This window comes from uncultured Roseobacter sp. (genome assembly GCF_947495025.1).
Lineage (GTDB): Bacteria > Pseudomonadota > Alphaproteobacteria > Rhodobacterales > Rhodobacteraceae > Roseobacter.
Map to the genome: position 1 here is coordinate 1 of NZ_CANLXG010000001.1, position 15,998 is coordinate 15,998.

General features: G+C 60.8%; 15 protein-coding genes. 6 read left to right on the top strand and 9 right to left on the bottom strand.

What is annotated here, in order from left to right:
- Positions 1–183 precede the first annotated feature (183 nt).
- The 3 genes from Q0792_RS00005 to Q0792_RS00015 are packed head-to-tail and all read left to right on the top strand — an operon-like array spanning position 184 to position 2,553.
- Positions 184–1,038, top strand: coding sequence for an ABC transporter permease (locus Q0792_RS00005; RefSeq protein ID WP_298835403.1), 855 nt, complete (start codon positions 184–186; stop codon positions 1,036–1,038).
- On the top strand, positions 1,039–1,878 hold the full coding sequence (locus Q0792_RS00010; protein WP_298835404.1) for an ABC transporter permease: 840 nt from the start codon (positions 1,039–1,041) through the stop codon (positions 1,876–1,878). It abuts the gene before it with no gap.
- Positions 1,879–1,884: 6 nt separating this feature from the next.
- Positions 1,885–2,553, top strand: coding sequence for an aspartate/glutamate racemase family protein (locus tag Q0792_RS00015; RefSeq protein ID WP_298835405.1), 669 nt, complete (start codon positions 1,885–1,887; stop codon positions 2,551–2,553).
- A 16-nt stretch (positions 2,554–2,569) separates the two neighbouring features.
- On the opposite strand, the gene Q0792_RS00020 is transcribed toward Q0792_RS00015, so the two are convergent.
- From Q0792_RS00020 to Q0792_RS00035, 4 genes are all read right to left on the bottom strand, one after another.
- Positions 2,570–3,316 (bottom strand): ABC transporter ATP-binding protein, encoded by a 747-nt coding sequence (locus tag Q0792_RS00020; RefSeq protein WP_298835406.1) that lies wholly within the window; start codon positions 3,314–3,316, stop codon positions 2,570–2,572.
- Positions 3,317–3,324: 8 nt separating this feature from the next.
- Complete coding sequence (locus tag Q0792_RS00025) at positions 3,325–4,098, bottom strand: ABC transporter permease (RefSeq protein ID WP_298835407.1); 774 nt, start codon at positions 4,096–4,098, stop codon at positions 3,325–3,327.
- Positions 4,095–5,129 carry an alanine racemase gene (gene alr, locus Q0792_RS00030; RefSeq protein ID WP_298835408.1) on the bottom strand — a complete coding sequence of 345 codons (1,035 nt, stop codon included), beginning with the start codon at positions 5,127–5,129 and terminating at the stop codon, positions 4,095–4,097. The genes Q0792_RS00025 and alr overlap by 4 nt, the downstream gene beginning before the upstream one ends.
- Before the next feature lie 73 nt (positions 5,130–5,202).
- Positions 5,203–6,000: a DUF1194 domain-containing protein gene (locus Q0792_RS00035; RefSeq protein ID WP_298835409.1), complete on the bottom strand. Its 798-nt coding sequence runs from the start codon at positions 5,998–6,000 to the stop codon at positions 5,203–5,205.
- A gap of 115 nt (positions 6,001–6,115) precedes the next feature.
- Between Q0792_RS00035 and bluB the strand changes: the two genes are divergently transcribed.
- Positions 6,116–6,739 carry a 5,6-dimethylbenzimidazole synthase gene (gene bluB / locus Q0792_RS00040; protein ID WP_298835410.1) on the top strand — a complete coding sequence of 208 codons (624 nt, stop codon included), beginning with the start codon at positions 6,116–6,118 and terminating at the stop codon, positions 6,737–6,739.
- Between the two features lie 18 nt (positions 6,740–6,757).
- On the opposite strand, the gene Q0792_RS00045 is transcribed toward bluB, so the two are convergent.
- From Q0792_RS00045 to Q0792_RS00060, 4 genes are all read right to left on the bottom strand, one after another.
- Positions 6,758–8,251: a replicative DNA helicase gene (locus Q0792_RS00045; RefSeq protein WP_298835411.1), complete on the bottom strand. Its 1,494-nt coding sequence runs from the start codon at positions 8,249–8,251 to the stop codon at positions 6,758–6,760.
- 236 nt (positions 8,252–8,487) lie between these two features.
- Positions 8,488–9,165 (bottom strand): orotate phosphoribosyltransferase, encoded by a 678-nt coding sequence (locus Q0792_RS00050; RefSeq protein ID WP_298835413.1) that lies wholly within the window; start codon positions 9,163–9,165, stop codon positions 8,488–8,490.
- Positions 9,166–9,231: 66 nt separating this feature from the next.
- Complete coding sequence (pyrC, locus tag Q0792_RS00055; RefSeq protein WP_298835415.1) at positions 9,232–10,266, bottom strand: dihydroorotase; 1,035 nt, start codon at positions 10,264–10,266, stop codon at positions 9,232–9,234.
- 38 nt (positions 10,267–10,304) lie between these two features.
- Positions 10,305–11,234, bottom strand: a complete 930-nt coding sequence (locus Q0792_RS00060; RefSeq protein WP_298835417.1) for a phosphoadenosine phosphosulfate reductase — start codon at positions 11,232–11,234, stop codon at positions 10,305–10,307.
- A gap of 283 nt (positions 11,235–11,517) precedes the next feature.
- Here Q0792_RS00060 and Q0792_RS00065 point away from each other — a divergent pair, with 283 nt between their 5' ends.
- Both Q0792_RS00065 and Q0792_RS00070 read left to right on the top strand, forming a co-directional pair.
- Positions 11,518–12,426, top strand: coding sequence for a MoxR family ATPase (locus Q0792_RS00065; RefSeq protein ID WP_298835419.1), 909 nt, complete (start codon positions 11,518–11,520; stop codon positions 12,424–12,426).
- A gap of 111 nt (positions 12,427–12,537) precedes the next feature.
- Positions 12,538–13,803 carry a VWA domain-containing protein gene (locus Q0792_RS00070; RefSeq protein WP_298835421.1) on the top strand — a complete coding sequence of 422 codons (1,266 nt, stop codon included), beginning with the start codon at positions 12,538–12,540 and terminating at the stop codon, positions 13,801–13,803.
- 4 nt (positions 13,804–13,807) lie between these two features.
- On the opposite strand, the gene purL is transcribed toward Q0792_RS00070, so the two are convergent.
- On the bottom strand, positions 13,808–15,967 hold the full coding sequence (gene purL, locus Q0792_RS00075; RefSeq protein ID WP_298835423.1) for a phosphoribosylformylglycinamidine synthase subunit PurL: 2,160 nt from the start codon (positions 15,965–15,967) through the stop codon (positions 13,808–13,810).
- Positions 15,968–15,998 lie beyond the last annotated feature (31 nt).

Here is a 15,998-nt window from a genome sequence, read left to right on the forward strand (position 1 = left end):
TGTGGGGTGGGGTGGGGGTGGGCTCTTTCTTCCTTTTGCTTTAACTCATTCCCCCCCCCCCCCTTCTTGCCTCGCGTGGGGGTGGCGCGGGGCGGCCCCCCCCGGCCCCCCCCCCCCCCCGGCCGGGGGGCTGTCTGCCCCCCGGACCCCACGAGAGTATTTCTGGAAGAGTGAAGGCAGGTTATGCTGAACAACCGACATATTGCAGGATGGTTGATGGCCGGGCCGCTGGCGCTCGTACTTGGCGTGTTTCTCGTGGCACCGGTTGTGATGATCTGCGTGGTCAGCTTCTGGGGTGCTACGGAATGGTCGATCTATCCGGCGTTTCAGTTTGACAACTACGCGTTCCTGCTCGGGTCAGAGGTCACTTACCGCGTCTTTTTCAACACCCTTAAATATGCCGCGATCACCTGGGTCTTCACACTGCTGATCGGCTTTACGGTTGCCTATTTTCTGGCGTTTCACGTGCGCAGCCTGACCTGGCAGATCGCGTTGTTTCTGCTCTGTACGATACCGTTCTGGACCTCGAACATCATCCGGATGATCTCGTGGATTCCGTTCCTGGGCCGTAACGGGCTGGCCAATTCCACGCTGATTTCCTGGGGGGTAATTGACGAGCCGCTGGACTGGCTGTTGTTCAGTGACTTCAGCGTGATCCTCGCCTTTGTGCATCTTTATACGCTTTTCATGGTGGTGCCGGTTTTCAACACGATGATGCGCATCGACAGGTCCCTGATTGAGGCCGCTACGGACGCAGGCGCGAGTGGCTGGCAGACGCTGTGGCATGTGATCATTCCGCTGACGCGCCCGGGCATCATGATCGGCACAATTTTCGTCGTCGCTCTGGTAATGGGAGACTTCATCACCGTACGCTTCATGTCGGGCAGCCAGTCGGCGAACGTCGGCCGGATGATCCAGAACGACATCGCATTGCTGCAGTATCCCTCTGCGTCTGCCACCGCCGTGATCCTGCTGATCACTGTGCTGATGCTGATCGGCATTCTGCTGCGTCTCGTCGACATCCGCAGGGAGCTCTGAATGGAACCGCGACCTTTCTCCTTTTACCTACTTTCGGCATTCTTTGTGCTGTTTCTGGTCTTTCTCTATGGCCCGACGCTGACAATTGGCATTCTGTCTTTTCAGGGGCCCGGCGGGGGGCTGACATTCCCGATGCGTGGCGTATCCCTGCACTGGTTCCGCGATCTGTTTGAGCAACAGGCGGTCGGGGATATCTGGGGATCGTTCCGCCGGTCATTCGTGCTGGGACTGATGGTCATGGTCACCACCGTAGTCGTATCGGTGATGGGCGGGCTGGCCTTTCGCAAAAGGTTCGCCGGATCAACCGCGCTGTTCTACCTGATCATCACATCTCTGGTGATCCCGTCCATTCTGGTGTCACTGGGTGTCGGACTGATCTGGTCGCAATCCGGCCTGCCGGTGCACTGGTCGACGTCGGGTTTCGGTGCGCAGCTGACATGGACGCTGCCCTTCGGGTTGCTGATCATGTTTGCGGTCTTCAACCGGTTTGACCGCAGCTATGAAGAAGCCGCCCGCGATCTGGGCGCCACACCCTGGCAGACGATCCGGCATGTGGTACTGCCGATCATTGCGCCGTCGCTGATCGGCGTGGCACTGTTCGGCTTTACACTCAGCTATGATGAATTTGCCCGCACACTTCTGACATCCGGCAGCTACAATACCCTGCCACTTGAGATTTTTGGCATGACGACCAACGTCACAACACCGGTCCTTTTTGCGCTGGGCACGCTGACCACCGTCTTTTCGCTGCTGGTCATCGCGTTTTTCCTTCTGGTCGTCTGGCTGACAGGGCGGCGGCGTGCGCGTCTGGGCTCGGACGCCGGCAAAGGGATGGTCTGAGCGGTTATGGCTGTCGTTGTCATTAACCCAAACAGCACCGTCCCGATGACAGAGGCAATGGTTTCCGAGGCAAAACGGGCAGCACCGGGGCTGGCGTTCGAGGGGTGGACGTCGCATGACGGACCTGCGTCGATTCAGGGCGCGGCCGATGGTCAGCGGGCCACAGAGCCTCTGCTGAAGCTGGTCGAGGCCGCGTCGGAGCAGGGCGCAGAGGCCATCATTATCGGCTGTTTTGATGATACTGCGCTGGCGGCGGCAGCGTCGCGGGCAGCATGTCCGGTGATCGGCATCGGGCAGGCGGCATACCACTACGCCGCTCTGAGGCAATGGCGCTTCAGCGTTGTGACTACGATGCAGGTGTCCGTACCGGTTCTTCAGGACAACATCGGTGCACTGGGTCTGGGCAGATACCTGGCCCGGGTGCGCGCGTCAGATGTGCCGGTGCTGGCGCTGGAGTCGGGCGATGAGGACGTCACACGGCAGGTTCTGGAGACGGCGCAAACGGCTGTCACCTACGACGGTGTTGACGCGATCATTCTGGGATGCGCAGGCATGGTCCACGTGACGGCTGCCGTGCGCAGGGCGGTCGATGTGGCGGTGATCGATCCGGTGGCCTGTGCGGCCACATGCTGTTCCTGGCTTGTCACAGGAAGCACCGCAGAACCCGCCGGCTGATACCATCGGTATCCGCTCAGCGAACGGCCTCAATCGGTCCTTCGGCGCGGCCCTGTATGAACTGGTCCAGATAGGCATTGCCCGAATGGTCCATGTCAGCGACGGGTCCTGTCCACTGGATCACCCCGTCATGCAGCATGGAAATATTGTCGGCAATTGCGCGCACACTGGTCATGTCATGCGTAATCGTCATGGCGGTCGCGCCCATTTCCACGACGATCTCGCGGATCAGATCGTTGATCACGCCGGACATGATCGGGTCGAGACCGGTGGTCGGTTCATCAAAAAAGATGATCTCGGGTTCTGCCGCGATGGCGCGCGCAAGGCCCACACGCTTTTGCATGCCACCCGAAAGCTCGGCAGGAAACCGGTCTGCAACATCGGCCCTGAGGCCCACGCGGCGCAGTTTATCAATGGCGATCTGGCGGGCTTCTTCTTTGGGGCGTTTGAGCGACCCGCGCAGCAGGCGAAACGCCACGTTCTGCCAGACCGGCAGACTGTCAAAAAGTGCAGCGCCCTGAAACAGCATTCCGAACCGTGCAAGAAACGCATCCCGGTCGCCGCTGGAGGCGTCTTTGCCATCGACTGTGATGGTGCCGCTGTCCTGCTGCACGAGGCCCAGAATACACTTGAGCGCGATGGATTTGCCGGTCCCGGACCCTCCGATGATAACCATCGACGAGCCCCTGGCAATTTCCAGGTCCAGACCGCGCAGCACATGATTTGTGCCGAACGATTTATGGATGTTTTCCATTCTGATCATGCTCTGGGTCATAGCGAGAAAAACACCCCTGTCAGCACGAAGTTCGCAGCGAGGATCAGCACGGCTGCCCCCTCAACGGCGGATTTGGTGGCCCGGCCCACGCCCATGGCACCACGACCGGAATTCATACCGTGAAAACAGCCCATAGTGGCAGCCGCAAAGCCAAAGACCGCGCCCTTGGTCAGCGAGGAAATGACGTCCAGCGGTTCGAGGAAATTCACAGTGTTGCGGATGTAAGCTGCCGGGTTAAATCCCAGCGTTCCGGTCGCAACAGCATAACCGCCGAAAATCCCGATAATATCGCCGACACCGACCAGCAAAGGCACGACGAGCGTGGCGGCCAGAACACGCGGCACCGTCAGATATTTCATCGGGTGTGTCGAGAGGGTGACCAACGCGTCGATCTGCTCGGTCACTTTCATGGTCGCGATTTCTGCGGCAATCGACGAGGTCACGCGTGCGGCAATCATCAGACCGACCAGCACGGGGCCAAGCTCGCGCACCATGCCGACGGCCACGATCTGCGGCACCACGGCCTCGGCGTTGAACCGCGAGCCGCCTGCATAGATCTGCAGGGCCAGCGCGCCGCCGGTAAAGACAGCCGTCAGCCCGACCACGGGCAGCGACAACCAGCCGATGTTCAGCAAGGCTGACAGGAACTCGCGCCCGTAAAAGGGCGGTCGGACAAGGTGACCGATGGCGCGTCCGGCAAACAGGGCAATCCGGCCGATTGCGGCCAGCATCCCCAGAACGGTGCGCCCCAGCAGGGCGATTGGTTTCATGTGCGGTAAACGCGTCTGTAGCGCGCTCCCAGAGAGGTCAGGATTTCGTAGCCTATGGTATCGGCGAAGTCGGCCACGGTGTCCACCGACTGATGTGGTCCCACAAGCTGGAGTGTTTCCGGGTCACCTGGCAGCGTGGTAACGTCAACGCCGATCAGGTCCATGGAAATGCGACCCGCCACCGGCACGGGCATATCTCCGGCATGCAGACGCGCCTTTGGCCCCATCGCGCGGATGATGCCGTCGGCATAACCTGAAGAGATCGTGGCGATGCGTGACGGCTGGCCCGCCATCCAGGCATTGCCGTACCCCACAGTTTCACCGGGAGAGACATCGCGCACCTGGATGACAGGGATATCAAGCGTCACCACCGGGCGGGCATCGACAAATGGTAAGCCGCCATAAAGGCCAATACCGGGCCGCGTCAGGTCAAAATGAAATTCCGTGCCCAGAAGAATGCCCCCTGTGGCTGCAAGTGAGCGGGGCGCGTCGATGCCATCGGTCATCTCGCGAAAGCGCGCCAGTTGCCGTGCGTTCATGTCGTCATCGGGCGTATCGGCGCAGGCCAGATGCGACATGATCAGCGTGGGGCTCTGGCCAAGCGCTATCGCCTTTACCGCATCCCATTCTGCCGCTTCCATGCCCAGACGGTTCATACCGGTATCGAGCTGCAGGCCAAAGGGATGTCCCGGCAGGCTTTCCACGTGGCGCAGCATCTGGTCGACCGAGTTGAGCATGGGTGTCAGCTGCGCGCCGGCGATCAGATCTGTATCGCCGGCCATATGACCGGAAAAGACGCTGATCGACGGGCCCTCGCCCAGGGCCTGTCGCAGGGCAACGCCTTCTTCTGCGACGGCTACAAAGAAGTGTCGCGCGCCTGCTGCGGCCAGCGCCCGGGACACTTCTGCGGCACCCAGGCCATAACCATCAGCCTTGACCACAGCCGCCGTTTCGCAGGCCGTGCGGCTGTCCAGGTCACGCCAGTTCGCGGTCAGGGCAGCCAGGTCAGTTGTCAGTGTCGCGGTGCTCATGTGGCGTTCATGACAGGATGACGGGCGAGGTCAAGTCCCGGAGCGCGGGCACCGTGCCTGCAGGCGGACGATTTCAGGGAATAACCAGGTAGGGGCGGTTTTCCTCCCACATTTTCTCGCCGATCAGGCAATCGTAGGGTGGCCTGCCTGAGACACGGCGCAGCAACGGGTCGGGATCGGGCTGTGCTGCAATCTCCAGAACCATCTTGCGCCGGACTGCTTCGGCAAACTGATCCCAGCCGAAGACCGGAACGACAAAAGCGCCCGGGCCGCCGATCACGCAGTCCGTGTAGTAGAGATCGAGGTCCGGCAGCCCCCAGAGCGAACTCAGCGCGTCAGAGGTCATCAGCGGCAGGCCGTTGATTGTAATACCCTGCGCCAGCACCTGGTCGCGTGCGCGCAGCACCGGACGGCCCTGGTTGTTGGGGCCGTCACCTGAAATGTCGATGACCCGGCGCAATCCGCGAAAGCCGTTGTCCTGAAAACTGTCCGCCGCATAGAGAAGCGCGCCCGAGACTGACGTGCGGCGCAACCCCGGGGCGTCCGCCGCGAGAATTTCTGCGGCCATTTCTGCGGCATCCCCGGCACTGCTCAGCATCCGCCAGGGCACCAGAACCCTCTGGCTGTATTCTCCGGCCCATTCCACATAGGTAATGGCAACGCGCCCCAGCATCCCGCCGGTTATTGCCGCCACCACCTGGGGGCTGTTCAGCGCATCGGCATAGCCACGCCGCTGGATCGCCAGTTCTTCATCCGACATCGACCGCGAGACATCAACTGCCAGCACCAGTTCCAGGTCGACTTCGGTTTCGTCGGCCAGACCCGGAAATGCCGGCAGCAGAAGAACTGCTAAAAGGATCAGATAACGCATGATGCCATTGCGCCTGAATTGCCTGCCCGTGTCCAATCAAATTGGTGTATACCTGTTCGCCGGAAACCTTTGCCGGGGGTCTGTCCGAATACGCACAGACGTGTAAAAGAGAGGCATGAAACTGACGCAGGACCACCGCGATACCCTGGACCAGGTGCTGAAATGGCGCCGGGACGTGCGTCATTTCCGGCGTGAACCCATAGCGCCGGAGGTGCTGGCCAGACTGCGGCAGCGTATGGACTGCGCGCCATCCGTTGGCAACGCCCGGCCGTGGCGGGTGCTGCAGGTCGACAGCCCGGCACACCGGGCGTCCGTGATCGCGAGCTTTGAAGCCTGCAACGCGGCGGCGGCGGCGGCTTACACCGGGACGGCGCAGAAGGACTATCTTGCGCTGAAACTCGCAGGCCTGCGCGAAGCGCCGGTGCATCTGGCCATTTTCACCGATGGCGCCGTACCCGAGGGCCGCGGGCTGGGGCGCCAGACAATGCCCGAAACGCTGGCCTATTCAACCGTTATGGCGATCCACACGCTCTGGCTGGCTGCGCGTGCAGAGAACATCGGGGTAGGCTGGGTGTCGATCCTTGATCCGGTGGCTATTGCAGACATTCTCGAAGTACCCCGTGACTGGCGCCTGACGGGCTATCTTTGCCTCGGGTATGCGCAGGAGCCGAGCGACACGCCGCTGTTGCACGAAACAGGCTGGCAGACCAATACGGCCACGCGCTGGCGTGTTGTCTGACGCACCGGAAACGAGCGGTCAGAACTCCTGATCGCCGCCTTGCTGCCAGGGCTGGATAAGATTGCCGAACCGGGTGAAACGCCCCTCAAAGCTGAGCTCCACCGTGCCGATGGGACCGTGACGCTGTTTGCCGATCACCACCTCGGCTTTGCCGTGCAGGCGTTCCATTTCTTCCTGCCATTTGGCCATGGCTTCCAGATCGTGATCGCCCGGTTTCTCACGCTCTTTGTAATATTCCTCGCGGAACACGAACATCACTACATCGGCGTCCTGTTCGATCGAGCCTGATTCACGAAGGTCACTCAGCTGCGGGCGTTTGTCCTCGCGGTTTTCGACCTGACGCGAAAGCTGGGACAGGGCGATAACCGGAATATCCAGTTCCTTTGCAATCGCCTTGAGCCCCATGGTGATCTCGGAGATTTCGTTCACACGGTTTTCGGACCGCCCGGTTCCGCGCACCAGTTGCAGATAGTCTACCATCAGCACATCAAGCCCGTGTGTCCGCTTGAGGCGACGGGCCCGGGCCGCAAGCTGCGAGATGGGCAGGGCGGGCGTGTCGTCAATAAACAGCGGACAGGCTTCCAGGGCTTTGGCAGCATCCACAAACCGGCGGAATTCTTCCTCGGTCATATCGCCGCGACGGATCTGTTCGGATGGCACTTCTGATGCTTCTGACAGAATCCGCGCGGCGAGCTGCTCGGCGCTCATCTCAAGAGAATAAAACCCAACGACGCCGCCCTCAATGGCGCCTTCGGTACCGTCAGGACCGACACCCTTTTTGTAGGCTTTGGCGATGTTGAAGGCGATGTTTGTGGCCAGCGACGTCTTGCCCATCGACGGCCGGCCGGCAAGGATCAGCAGGTCCGAGCGGTGCAGACCACCCAGCTTTTTGTCCATGTCGATCAGCCCGGTTGAGACACCGGCAAGTCCACCCTCGCGCTGATAGGCGGCATTCGCGACATTAACAGCGTCTGTTACAGCGCTGAGAAAGCTCTGAAATCCACTTTCTACCTGACCCTGTTCGGCAAGCGAGTAAAGTGCCTGTTCGGCGGCCACGATCTGCTCGCGGGGTTCAGAGGCCACATCAATGCATGCCGCTTTTTCCGAAATTTCACGGCCAAGGCTGATCAGATCACGGCGGACCGCCAGATCATAGATCATCTGCGCATAGTCCCGTACCGCAAAGGCGGATATTGCCGCACCGGCAAGGCGCGCCAGATAGGCCGGGCCGCCCAGCTCCCTGAGGCCCTCGTCGTCTTCCATGAAGGCCTTGAGGGTCACCGGCGAGGCAAGATTGTTCTTGGCGATCCGGGCCGCGGCGATGTCGAAAATACGCGCATGAACCGGGTCATAGAAGTGCTTGGCACCAATGACAGACGCGACCCGGTCGTAGATATCATTGTTGGTCAGTATCGCGCCCAGCAACTGCTGTTCGGCCTCAATCGAATGGGGCATTGTTTCGGGGGATTGCACATCCACGCCGGTCGGATTTATCGCCGATACTTCGTTCATTTCTGTCCCTGTTCGCGCACTTGCTGCTCGTCCCCGCGCTTCACCGGCGCGGTCTGTCTGTTCTAGCGAAAGCGCGGGCACAAATCCACGTGGAATGAAATCCGGGATAACGTGAGTATAAGCCTGTGCACAACTCTGCAGACGGCGGATATGGTAATATTTCTCAACTCTACCACAAAATCCAGGCAACCCCGAGCGATTCCTGTGTACAGCTCATGAGCTTTGTGGACAGAAATTTATTTCCTGTTTTCTTCCTGCCATTTACGCGGATCGTTCAGGAATTTTTCCACTTCGGCCAGTGTGCCGGCGCTGAAAACCTGCTGGTTGCGCGCCTCGGCCAGCACATCCCACCAGGTGCACAGGCTGTGCAGTTCAACCCCGTGATCCCCCAGCGTCTTTTCCGTTTCGGGGAAGATATCATAATAGAAAATCACGGCCGTATGGCCGCAGGTTGCGCCGGTTTCGCGAATCGCATCCACAAAAGAGAGTTTCGAGCCGCCATCCGTGGTCAGGTCCTCGACCAGCAGCACGCGCTGGCCATCGGTCATGTCGCCTTCGATGCGCGCGTTGCGCCCGTACCCTTTGGGTTTTTTGCGCACATAGGTCATCGGAAGCGCCATACGTTCCGCCACAAGCGCGGCAAAAGGAATGCCTGCGGTTTCACCGCCCGCGATATTGTCAAAGGCTTCAAAACCCGCGTTGCGCATCACCGTGACGGTCAGAAAATCCATCAGGGTGCTGCGGATACGGGGGTGGCTGATCAGTTTGCGGCAATCGATATACGTCGGGCTCGGCAGGCCGGACGCCAGGGTGAAAGGTTCGTCGGTGTTGAAATGGACGGCGCGGATTTCGAGCAGCATCCGGGCGGTCAGGCGGGCGATTTCAGAGGCATCCGGGTAACTGGTTGGGATCATGATCAGTGTCCTTGCAGAGGGCGGAGGTCGGAGGTCTCCGGCGGGGATAATTCAGTCCAGAAGAAGTCAGGCAACGCGCCAGGTCAGGGGAAATCCGGGGTCAAATACGGTAACCGGGCCGTCATCAGTGCTGATCTGTGCAGGGTAATCGGGTGTTTTTTTCTCGAGCGTGAGCGTGCTGTCATGCGGGGGCAGGCCATAAAAGGCGGGGCCGTTCAGCGAGGCGAAGCGTTCGAGCCGGCCGAGTGCGCTGTCTTCCTCAAATACCTGCGCCAGGATGGACATGGTGTTTGTGGCTGTGAAACATCCCGCACACCCGCAGGGCAACAGTTTGTTTGCGTCAGTATGCGGTGCGGAATCGGTGCCCAGAAAGAACCGCGCTTCGCCGGAGGTGGCGGCGGCGCGCAGGGCCAGGCGGTGTTCTTCGCGTTTGGCAACCGGCAGACAGTAGTAATGCGGTTTGATACCGCCTGCCAGGATGTGGTTACGGTTGATCACCAGGTGGTGCGTTGTGATTGTTGCACCCAGGTCGCTGCCCTGAGACCGGGCATAGTCGACTGCATCGGAGGTGGTGATGTGTTCCATCACGACCCGGAGGCCCGGTGTGGACCGGCGGATCGGGTCAAGGATACGGTCTATGAACACCGCTTCGCGGTCAAAGATGTCGATGTCTGCATCCGTGACTTCGCCGTGCACGCAGAGAGGCAGACCGATCCCGGCCATTTTTTCCAGGACCGGACGTACCTTGTCGAAATTGGTGACGCCACTGGCGGAATTCGTCGTGGCACCCGCCGGATAGAGCTTGACCGCGCGTATCAGGCCCGAAGCATGGGCGGCTTCGACGTCCGCGGGATCACTGTCCTCGGTCAGATAGAGCGTCATCAGGGGGGTGAAATCCGAACCTTCGGGCAGGGCTGCAAGAATGCGGTCGCGATATGCTGCCGCCTGCGCCCCTGTGACCACCGGCGGAACCAGGTTCGGCATGATGATCGCGCGACCGAAATGGCGGGCAGTTTCAGGAAGGACAGCACGCAGCATAGCGCCATCGCGCAGGTGCAGATGCCAGTCATCGGGGCGGCGGATCGTCAGTGTTGAGGTCATAATTCTGCGCTAGCACAGGAGCGCGGTCAGCGCCAGCGTCAGTCTGATCCAGTCGCTCTGAGCTTTTCCAGACGGGCGGTGAAGCGTGGCACGTTCATGCGGGAACTTACGCTCTGGCAGAGCAAACGCACCAGGTCATGGCGCTCGTCGCGTTCAAGGCGGTTCAGCAGCCGGCGCAGGTAGGGCACATGTTCGCGCCGAGCGCGCAGCAGGCGGGCGAACAGTCCGGGGGTCAGCAGGCCCTTGCCTGCGGCCTCTATCAGATCAAGCAGAACACCCATCTCAAGCAGGTCGGTCTGGAGTGTCGCACCCATATTTGGCAGGCTGAACTGCGTGATATTTTGACCGCGGAACAGGGCAGCGTGCATGGCATCTTCGGTTTCGCGCGGGTCGCACAGAATATACGCCTGGCGGGCGGCTTCGAGCATATCGGGAGCATACCCGTACCGGCGCGTGAAATCCGTGCGCCGCATATGGGCAAAACGCGCATCCCAGCCTGCAACTTCCGGGTCCAGCGTGGCCTGCGGCTGAATAGCGAGGACCCTTGCGCCAGGCGCGGCGACCGAAAACGCCGCCGCAGCATAACCGCAGGGACCGGCACCATAAAACAGAACTCTGTCAAACTCGTCGAAAAAACCTTCATCCACCAGCCGGTCAAACCAGGCATAGACTGCCGGATCGCGGAACCAGGTATCACCGTCGCTGATCAGCGCCATATGCGACCACCGGTGGTTGCGCACCATCTTCCAGCCCAGAGGACGGGCGTGTTCAGACAGCGCGCTGATGCCCTGAAGTGTTTCAAAGGTTACCAGCAGCGTACTGCTGTCTTCCACGAAGGTCGCCAGATGGCTGCGCCCGAGCTTTGCCAGATAGCCATGGGGCTCCACCAGCCCGGACACTTCGGTGATCCAGTCTGAAATGCTCAGCCCCCGAAGAGACGGTCCGAATTCTATCGCCGTGTCCGGCATATCTGATGTCCCCCTGACATCCGGGCGGCCCCTGCCGCGCGTCGCTGTCCTGGCTTTTCACCGGTTGTCCCGTCAGGTCGGAAACAAAAGGGCGTAGCTGCGCCTATTGTTGCCGGAGCGTTGACGAAAACCGCCGAAAAGCCGTGAGAAACATACAGTGTCGGGAACCGGATGCCCAGAAAAAGCGGCACAGACCCGTAAGCTGTTACCGTCCGCACCGGATATGGGTGCTTGACGCGCGGGGTTCACGATGCACCTTAGCGGGACAGAACAGGGAGGCAGGATGGGACAGCCTGAAACGATTGATGCCGTGCAGGAAATGCTCGCAGAGCAGGGATATGTCTGCGACCGCGCTCTTGGTACGGTTGTTTTCCTGGCGCTGCGGCTGGGCCGTCCGCTGTTTCTCGAAGGTGAAGCGGGGGTCGGCAAGACAGAGATTGCCCGTGCCCTTGCCGCCTCGCTGGGCCGTCGCCTGATCCGCCTGCAGTGTTACGAGGGGCTTGATGCGTCAAGTGCCGTGTATGAATGGAACTTTGCGGCGCAGATGGTTGCAATCCGTACCGCCGAGGCGGCAGGCGACAGCAGCCGCGCAGGCCTGCAGGCCGAGCTGTTCAGTGATGAGTACCTGATCGAGCGCCCGTTGCTGCAGGCCATGAGGCCGGATGCAGGCGGCGCACCGGTGCTGCTCATCGACGAGCTGGACCGCACCGACGAACCCTTTGAGGCCTTTCTGCTGGAAGCCCTCAGTGACTTTCAGGTGACCATTCCGGAACTCGGCACCATCGTGGCACCGGAGCCACCGATTGTGATCCTGACATCCAACCGGACCCGCGAAGTACATGATGCGCTCAAGCGGCGGTGCCTTTATCATTGGGTGGATTACCCGGATTTCGATCGAGAAATGGATATCCTCACAGCCCGCGCACCAGAAGCCGCCGAAGCGCTCAGCCGCGAGGTGGTTGCTTTTGTTCAGGCGTTGCGCACAGAGGATCTCTTTAAAAAACCCGGTGTGGCAGAGACGATCGACTGGGCCAAATGTCTCCTCGCGCTTGATGTGATCAATCTCAGCCCCGAAGTGATTGCGGACACGCTCGGCGCAATCCTGAAATACCAGGATGATATTCAGAAGCTTCAGGGTTCGGCTGCCAAACGCATTCTGGACGAGGTGCGTTCGTCCCTGGAGCCTGCGTGACTTTGGTTGTACCGACGGATTTGCCGCAAAGAGAGGCCTCGTCTGCGTCAGCGGCCAGCTGCGCGCAGGGCGGTATAAGGACCGAACAGGGCAGGGCCTCTGCAAAGCCTGATGCCTGAATACATTCCCCTCGAACTGCCCGAAAACCCGAAACTTGCGGGCAACATCACGCATTTTGCGCGGGCGCTGCGCCGGGCCGGACTGCCTGTGGGTACCGGGCGGGTGATCGATGCCATCCGGGCGGTCGAGGCCGCAGGGTTCAGTGAAAAACGCGACTTTTACTGGACACTCCACGCCTGTTTTGTGAGCAGGCCAGAGCACCGCCGGACATTTGCACAGGTTTTCCGTCTGTACTGGCGCGATCCGCGGTACCTCGAACACATGATGTCAATGATGATCCCGGCCGTGCGGGGTGTTCAGGAGGACCGGAGCGCGCAGGCCGCGGAGAAACGCGCAGCAGAAGCCCTGCTGGACGGGCTGGAGGCGCCTGACCTTTCGGACCGTCCGGAAGGCGAGGACGACGAAGTGCTGATCGAGGTCGACGCCAGCCAGACAATGTCCTCTGAGGAACGTCTGCGCAGCCTCGATTTCGAACAGATGAGTACCGAAGAGATGGCGCAGGCCAGGCGTATGCTGTCGAAACTGACGCTGCCTGTTCAGCCCATCCTGTCACGCCGCAGACAGGCAAGCCTGCGCGGTCAGGTCGACCCGGCGCGTACGCTGCGCCAGGCCATGCGGCAGGGCGGTGACCTGCACCGGATTGCGCGGCGCAGGCAACGCCCGCGCTGGCCCAATCTGGTGGTGCTCTGCGATATCTCGGGTTCCATGAGCCAGTACAGCCGTGTTGTGCTGCATTTTCTGCACGCTGTTTCCAACGCGCGTGGCGCGGGCTGGGCGCGGGTGCATGCTTTCACCTTCGGAACCAGGCTCACCAATATCACGCGTCATCTTCACCAGCGCGACGTCGATGCCGCACTCGCGGCGGCAGGAGCCGAAGCGCAGGACTGGGAAGGTGGCACCCGCATCGGCGCATGCCTCGAAGCCTTTAACCGCGACTGGTCGCGCCGCGTTATGGGGCAGGGTGCTGTAGTGCTGGTGATTACCGACGGGCTTGACCGGGACGACCCTGATCATCTGGCGCGACAGATGGAACGTCTGCACCTGTCGGCTCGCCGGCTGATCTGGCTGAATCCGCTGCTGCGCTGGGAGGGTTTTGCCCCCAGAGCCCGGGGGATTGCAGCGATGCTGCCGCATGTGGACAGTTTTCGCGCCGGTCATTCGATTGCATCACTTCAGGAGCTTGCTGCGGTGATATCCCGCCCCGATGACATGGGCGAGAAGGCCCGGCTGATGCAGATGATCGAAACGCCCGACTGAGAGGTCAGGCAACAGCGCCGGCAAAGCTGCTGCGGTAGATACGCGCCAGGAATTCCAGCGGTGCTCTGGAATTGCCATACTGCACTGTTTCACCCCCGAAGGTTCCCACCTTTGTCAGCACGAGGCCCCCGGCTGCGGCCGCGCTGGTCAGCGCGGACGCCTGGGTTGCAGTGCAGGCGATCAGATAGCGCCCCTGGTCTTCGCCAAAGAGCGTCGGCGTATCACCATCTGTCAGTGTGATGCCAATGCCGGCTGCTTCGGCCATCTCGAATGCAGCAAGCGCCAGCCCGCCATCTGACAGGTCGGTGCAGGCACTGATCAGCGCACGGTTTTTGCGGATAAAGTTGCCATGCACGGCTTCCTGAGCCAGATCTACGGCCGGAGCTTCGCCGTCATTGCGGCTGAAAGCTTCTGCCAGCAGGGCTGACTGCCCCATGTGTCCGACAGTCGCGCCCAGAACCAGCGCGTGATACCCGGCGCGGACATCAAAGCCGATGATATCATCTGTGTGCTCGATCAGACCCACGGCACCGATTGTCGGTGTTGGCAGGATCGCCTGACCGTCCGTCTCGTTGTACAGCGACACGTTGCCGGACACGATTGGCATATCAAGTGCTGCAACGGCTTCGCCGATCCCTTTTATCGCGCCGACGAACTGTCCCATGATCTCGGGTTTTTCGGGATTGCCGAAATTCATGTTGTCCGTGGTCGCAAGGGGTCTGGCCCCCACAGCGCTGAGGTTGCGATAGGCCTCGGCCACGGCCTGACGGCCACCCTCGACGGGATTGGCCTTGACGTAGCGGGGCGTCACATCCGAGGTGAAGGCCAGGGCCTTGTCGGTTCCGTGCACACGCACGATACCGGCGCCGATGCCGGGAACGCGCACGGTGTCCGCCATAACGGTCGTATCATACTGTTCATAGACCCATTGCCGCGAGCCGTAATTGGGGCTTGAGATCAGTGTGCGCAGGCCGTCGATGGGGTCAATTCCGGCGACCGTCCCGAGATCCAGCGGTGCCGGTGTCTCGATCCAGGGGCGGTCATATTCCGGCGCGCTGGAGGCCAGTCTGGACAAAGGCAGGTCGGCTTTGACCTCGCCGTTCAGCATGATCAGAAAGCGGTCTTCGGCGATGGTTTCACCCACAATGGCGAAATCGAGGTCCCATTTGTCAAAAACGGCCCTGGCTTCGGCTTCCAGCTCGGGGCGCAGCACCATCAGCATCCGTTCCTGGCTTTCTGACAGCATCATCTCGTAAGCGGTCATCGCCTCTTCGCGCACGGGCACGTTTTCCAGATCCAGCCGCACGCCCAGATGGCCCTTGTCGCCCATCTCGACAGCAGAGCAGGTCAGGCCTGCCGCGCCCATATCCTGAATGGAAATCACGGCGCCGGTCTGCATCAGCTCCAGAGTTGCCTCCATCAGCCGTTTTTCGGTGAAAGGATCACCCACCTGAACCGTGGGGCGCTTTTCCTCGATTGTGTCATCGAATTCCGCCGATGCCATAGTCGCGCCGCCAACGCCGTCGCGACCGGTTTTGGCGCCGAGATAAACGACGGGCATGCCGACGCCTGAAGCCGCAGAATAAAAAATACTGTCTGCATCCGCGAGACCTGCGGCAAAGGCATTCACCAGACAATTGCCGTTATAGGCCGGATCGAAACGAACCTCTCCGCCCACGGTGGGCACGCCAAAACAGTTTCCGTACCCGCCAACGCCCGCGACAACACCGTTGACCAGCTGCCTTGTTCTGGGGTGCGCCGGTTCGCCAAAGCTGAGGCTGTTCATCGCTGCAATGGGCCGTGCGCCCATGGTGAAAACATCGCGCAGGATGCCACCCACCCCGGTCGCGGCCCCCTGATACGGCTCAATATAGGAGGGGTGGTTGTGGCTCTCCATTTTAAAGACCACTGCCTGGCCATCGCCGATATCGACCACGCCTGCGTTCTCACCAGGTCCGCAGATGACCTGCGGGCCGGTGGTAGGCAGCGTGCGCAGCCATTTTTTGGACGATTTATAAGAGCAGTGCTCATTCCACATGGCCGAAAAGATGCCCAGTTCGGTAAAGGTCGGTTCGCGTCCGACAATTTCCAGAATACGTTCATATTCCTCCGGGCTCAGCCCGTGACTGGCGATCAGGTCAGGTGTGATTGCAGGCTCTTGCATGTGCCGAATTCCCCCGGGCTGGCAGATGATG

Coding starts and splice junctions, on each gene's coding strand:
- Q0792_RS00005 (WP_298835403.1), top strand. CDS start 184: ATGCTGAACAACCGACATATTGCAGGATGGTTGATGGCCGGGCCGCTG.
- Q0792_RS00010 (WP_298835404.1), top strand. CDS start 1,039: ATGGAACCGCGACCTTTCTCCTTTTACCTACTTTCGGCATTCTTTGTG.
- Q0792_RS00015 (WP_298835405.1), top strand. CDS start 1,885: ATGGCTGTCGTTGTCATTAACCCAAACAGCACCGTCCCGATGACAGAG.
- Q0792_RS00020 (WP_298835406.1), bottom strand. CDS start 3,316: ATGATCAGAATGGAAAACATCCATAAATCGTTCGGCACAAATCATGTG.
- Q0792_RS00025 (WP_298835407.1), bottom strand. CDS start 4,098: ATGAAACCAATCGCCCTGCTGGGGCGCACCGTTCTGGGGATGCTGGCC.
- alr (WP_298835408.1), bottom strand. CDS start 5,129: ATGAGCACCGCGACACTGACAACTGACCTGGCTGCCCTGACCGCGAAC.
- Q0792_RS00035 (WP_298835409.1), bottom strand. CDS start 6,000: ATGCGTTATCTGATCCTTTTAGCAGTTCTTCTGCTGCCGGCATTTCCG.
- bluB (WP_298835410.1), top strand. CDS start 6,116: ATGAAACTGACGCAGGACCACCGCGATACCCTGGACCAGGTGCTGAAA.
- Q0792_RS00045 (WP_298835411.1), bottom strand. CDS start 8,251: ATGAACGAAGTATCGGCGATAAATCCGACCGGCGTGGATGTGCAATCC.
- Q0792_RS00050 (WP_298835413.1), bottom strand. CDS start 9,165: ATGATCCCAACCAGTTACCCGGATGCCTCTGAAATCGCCCGCCTGACC.
- pyrC (WP_298835415.1), bottom strand. CDS start 10,266: ATGACCTCAACACTGACGATCCGCCGCCCCGATGACTGGCATCTGCAC.
- Q0792_RS00060 (WP_298835417.1), bottom strand. CDS start 11,234: ATGCCGGACACGGCGATAGAATTCGGACCGTCTCTTCGGGGGCTGAGC.
- Q0792_RS00065 (WP_298835419.1), top strand. CDS start 11,518: ATGGGACAGCCTGAAACGATTGATGCCGTGCAGGAAATGCTCGCAGAG.
- Q0792_RS00070 (WP_298835421.1), top strand. CDS start 12,538: ATGCCTGAATACATTCCCCTCGAACTGCCCGAAAACCCGAAACTTGCG.
- purL (WP_298835423.1), bottom strand. CDS start 15,967: ATGCAAGAGCCTGCAATCACACCTGACCTGATCGCCAGTCACGGGCTG.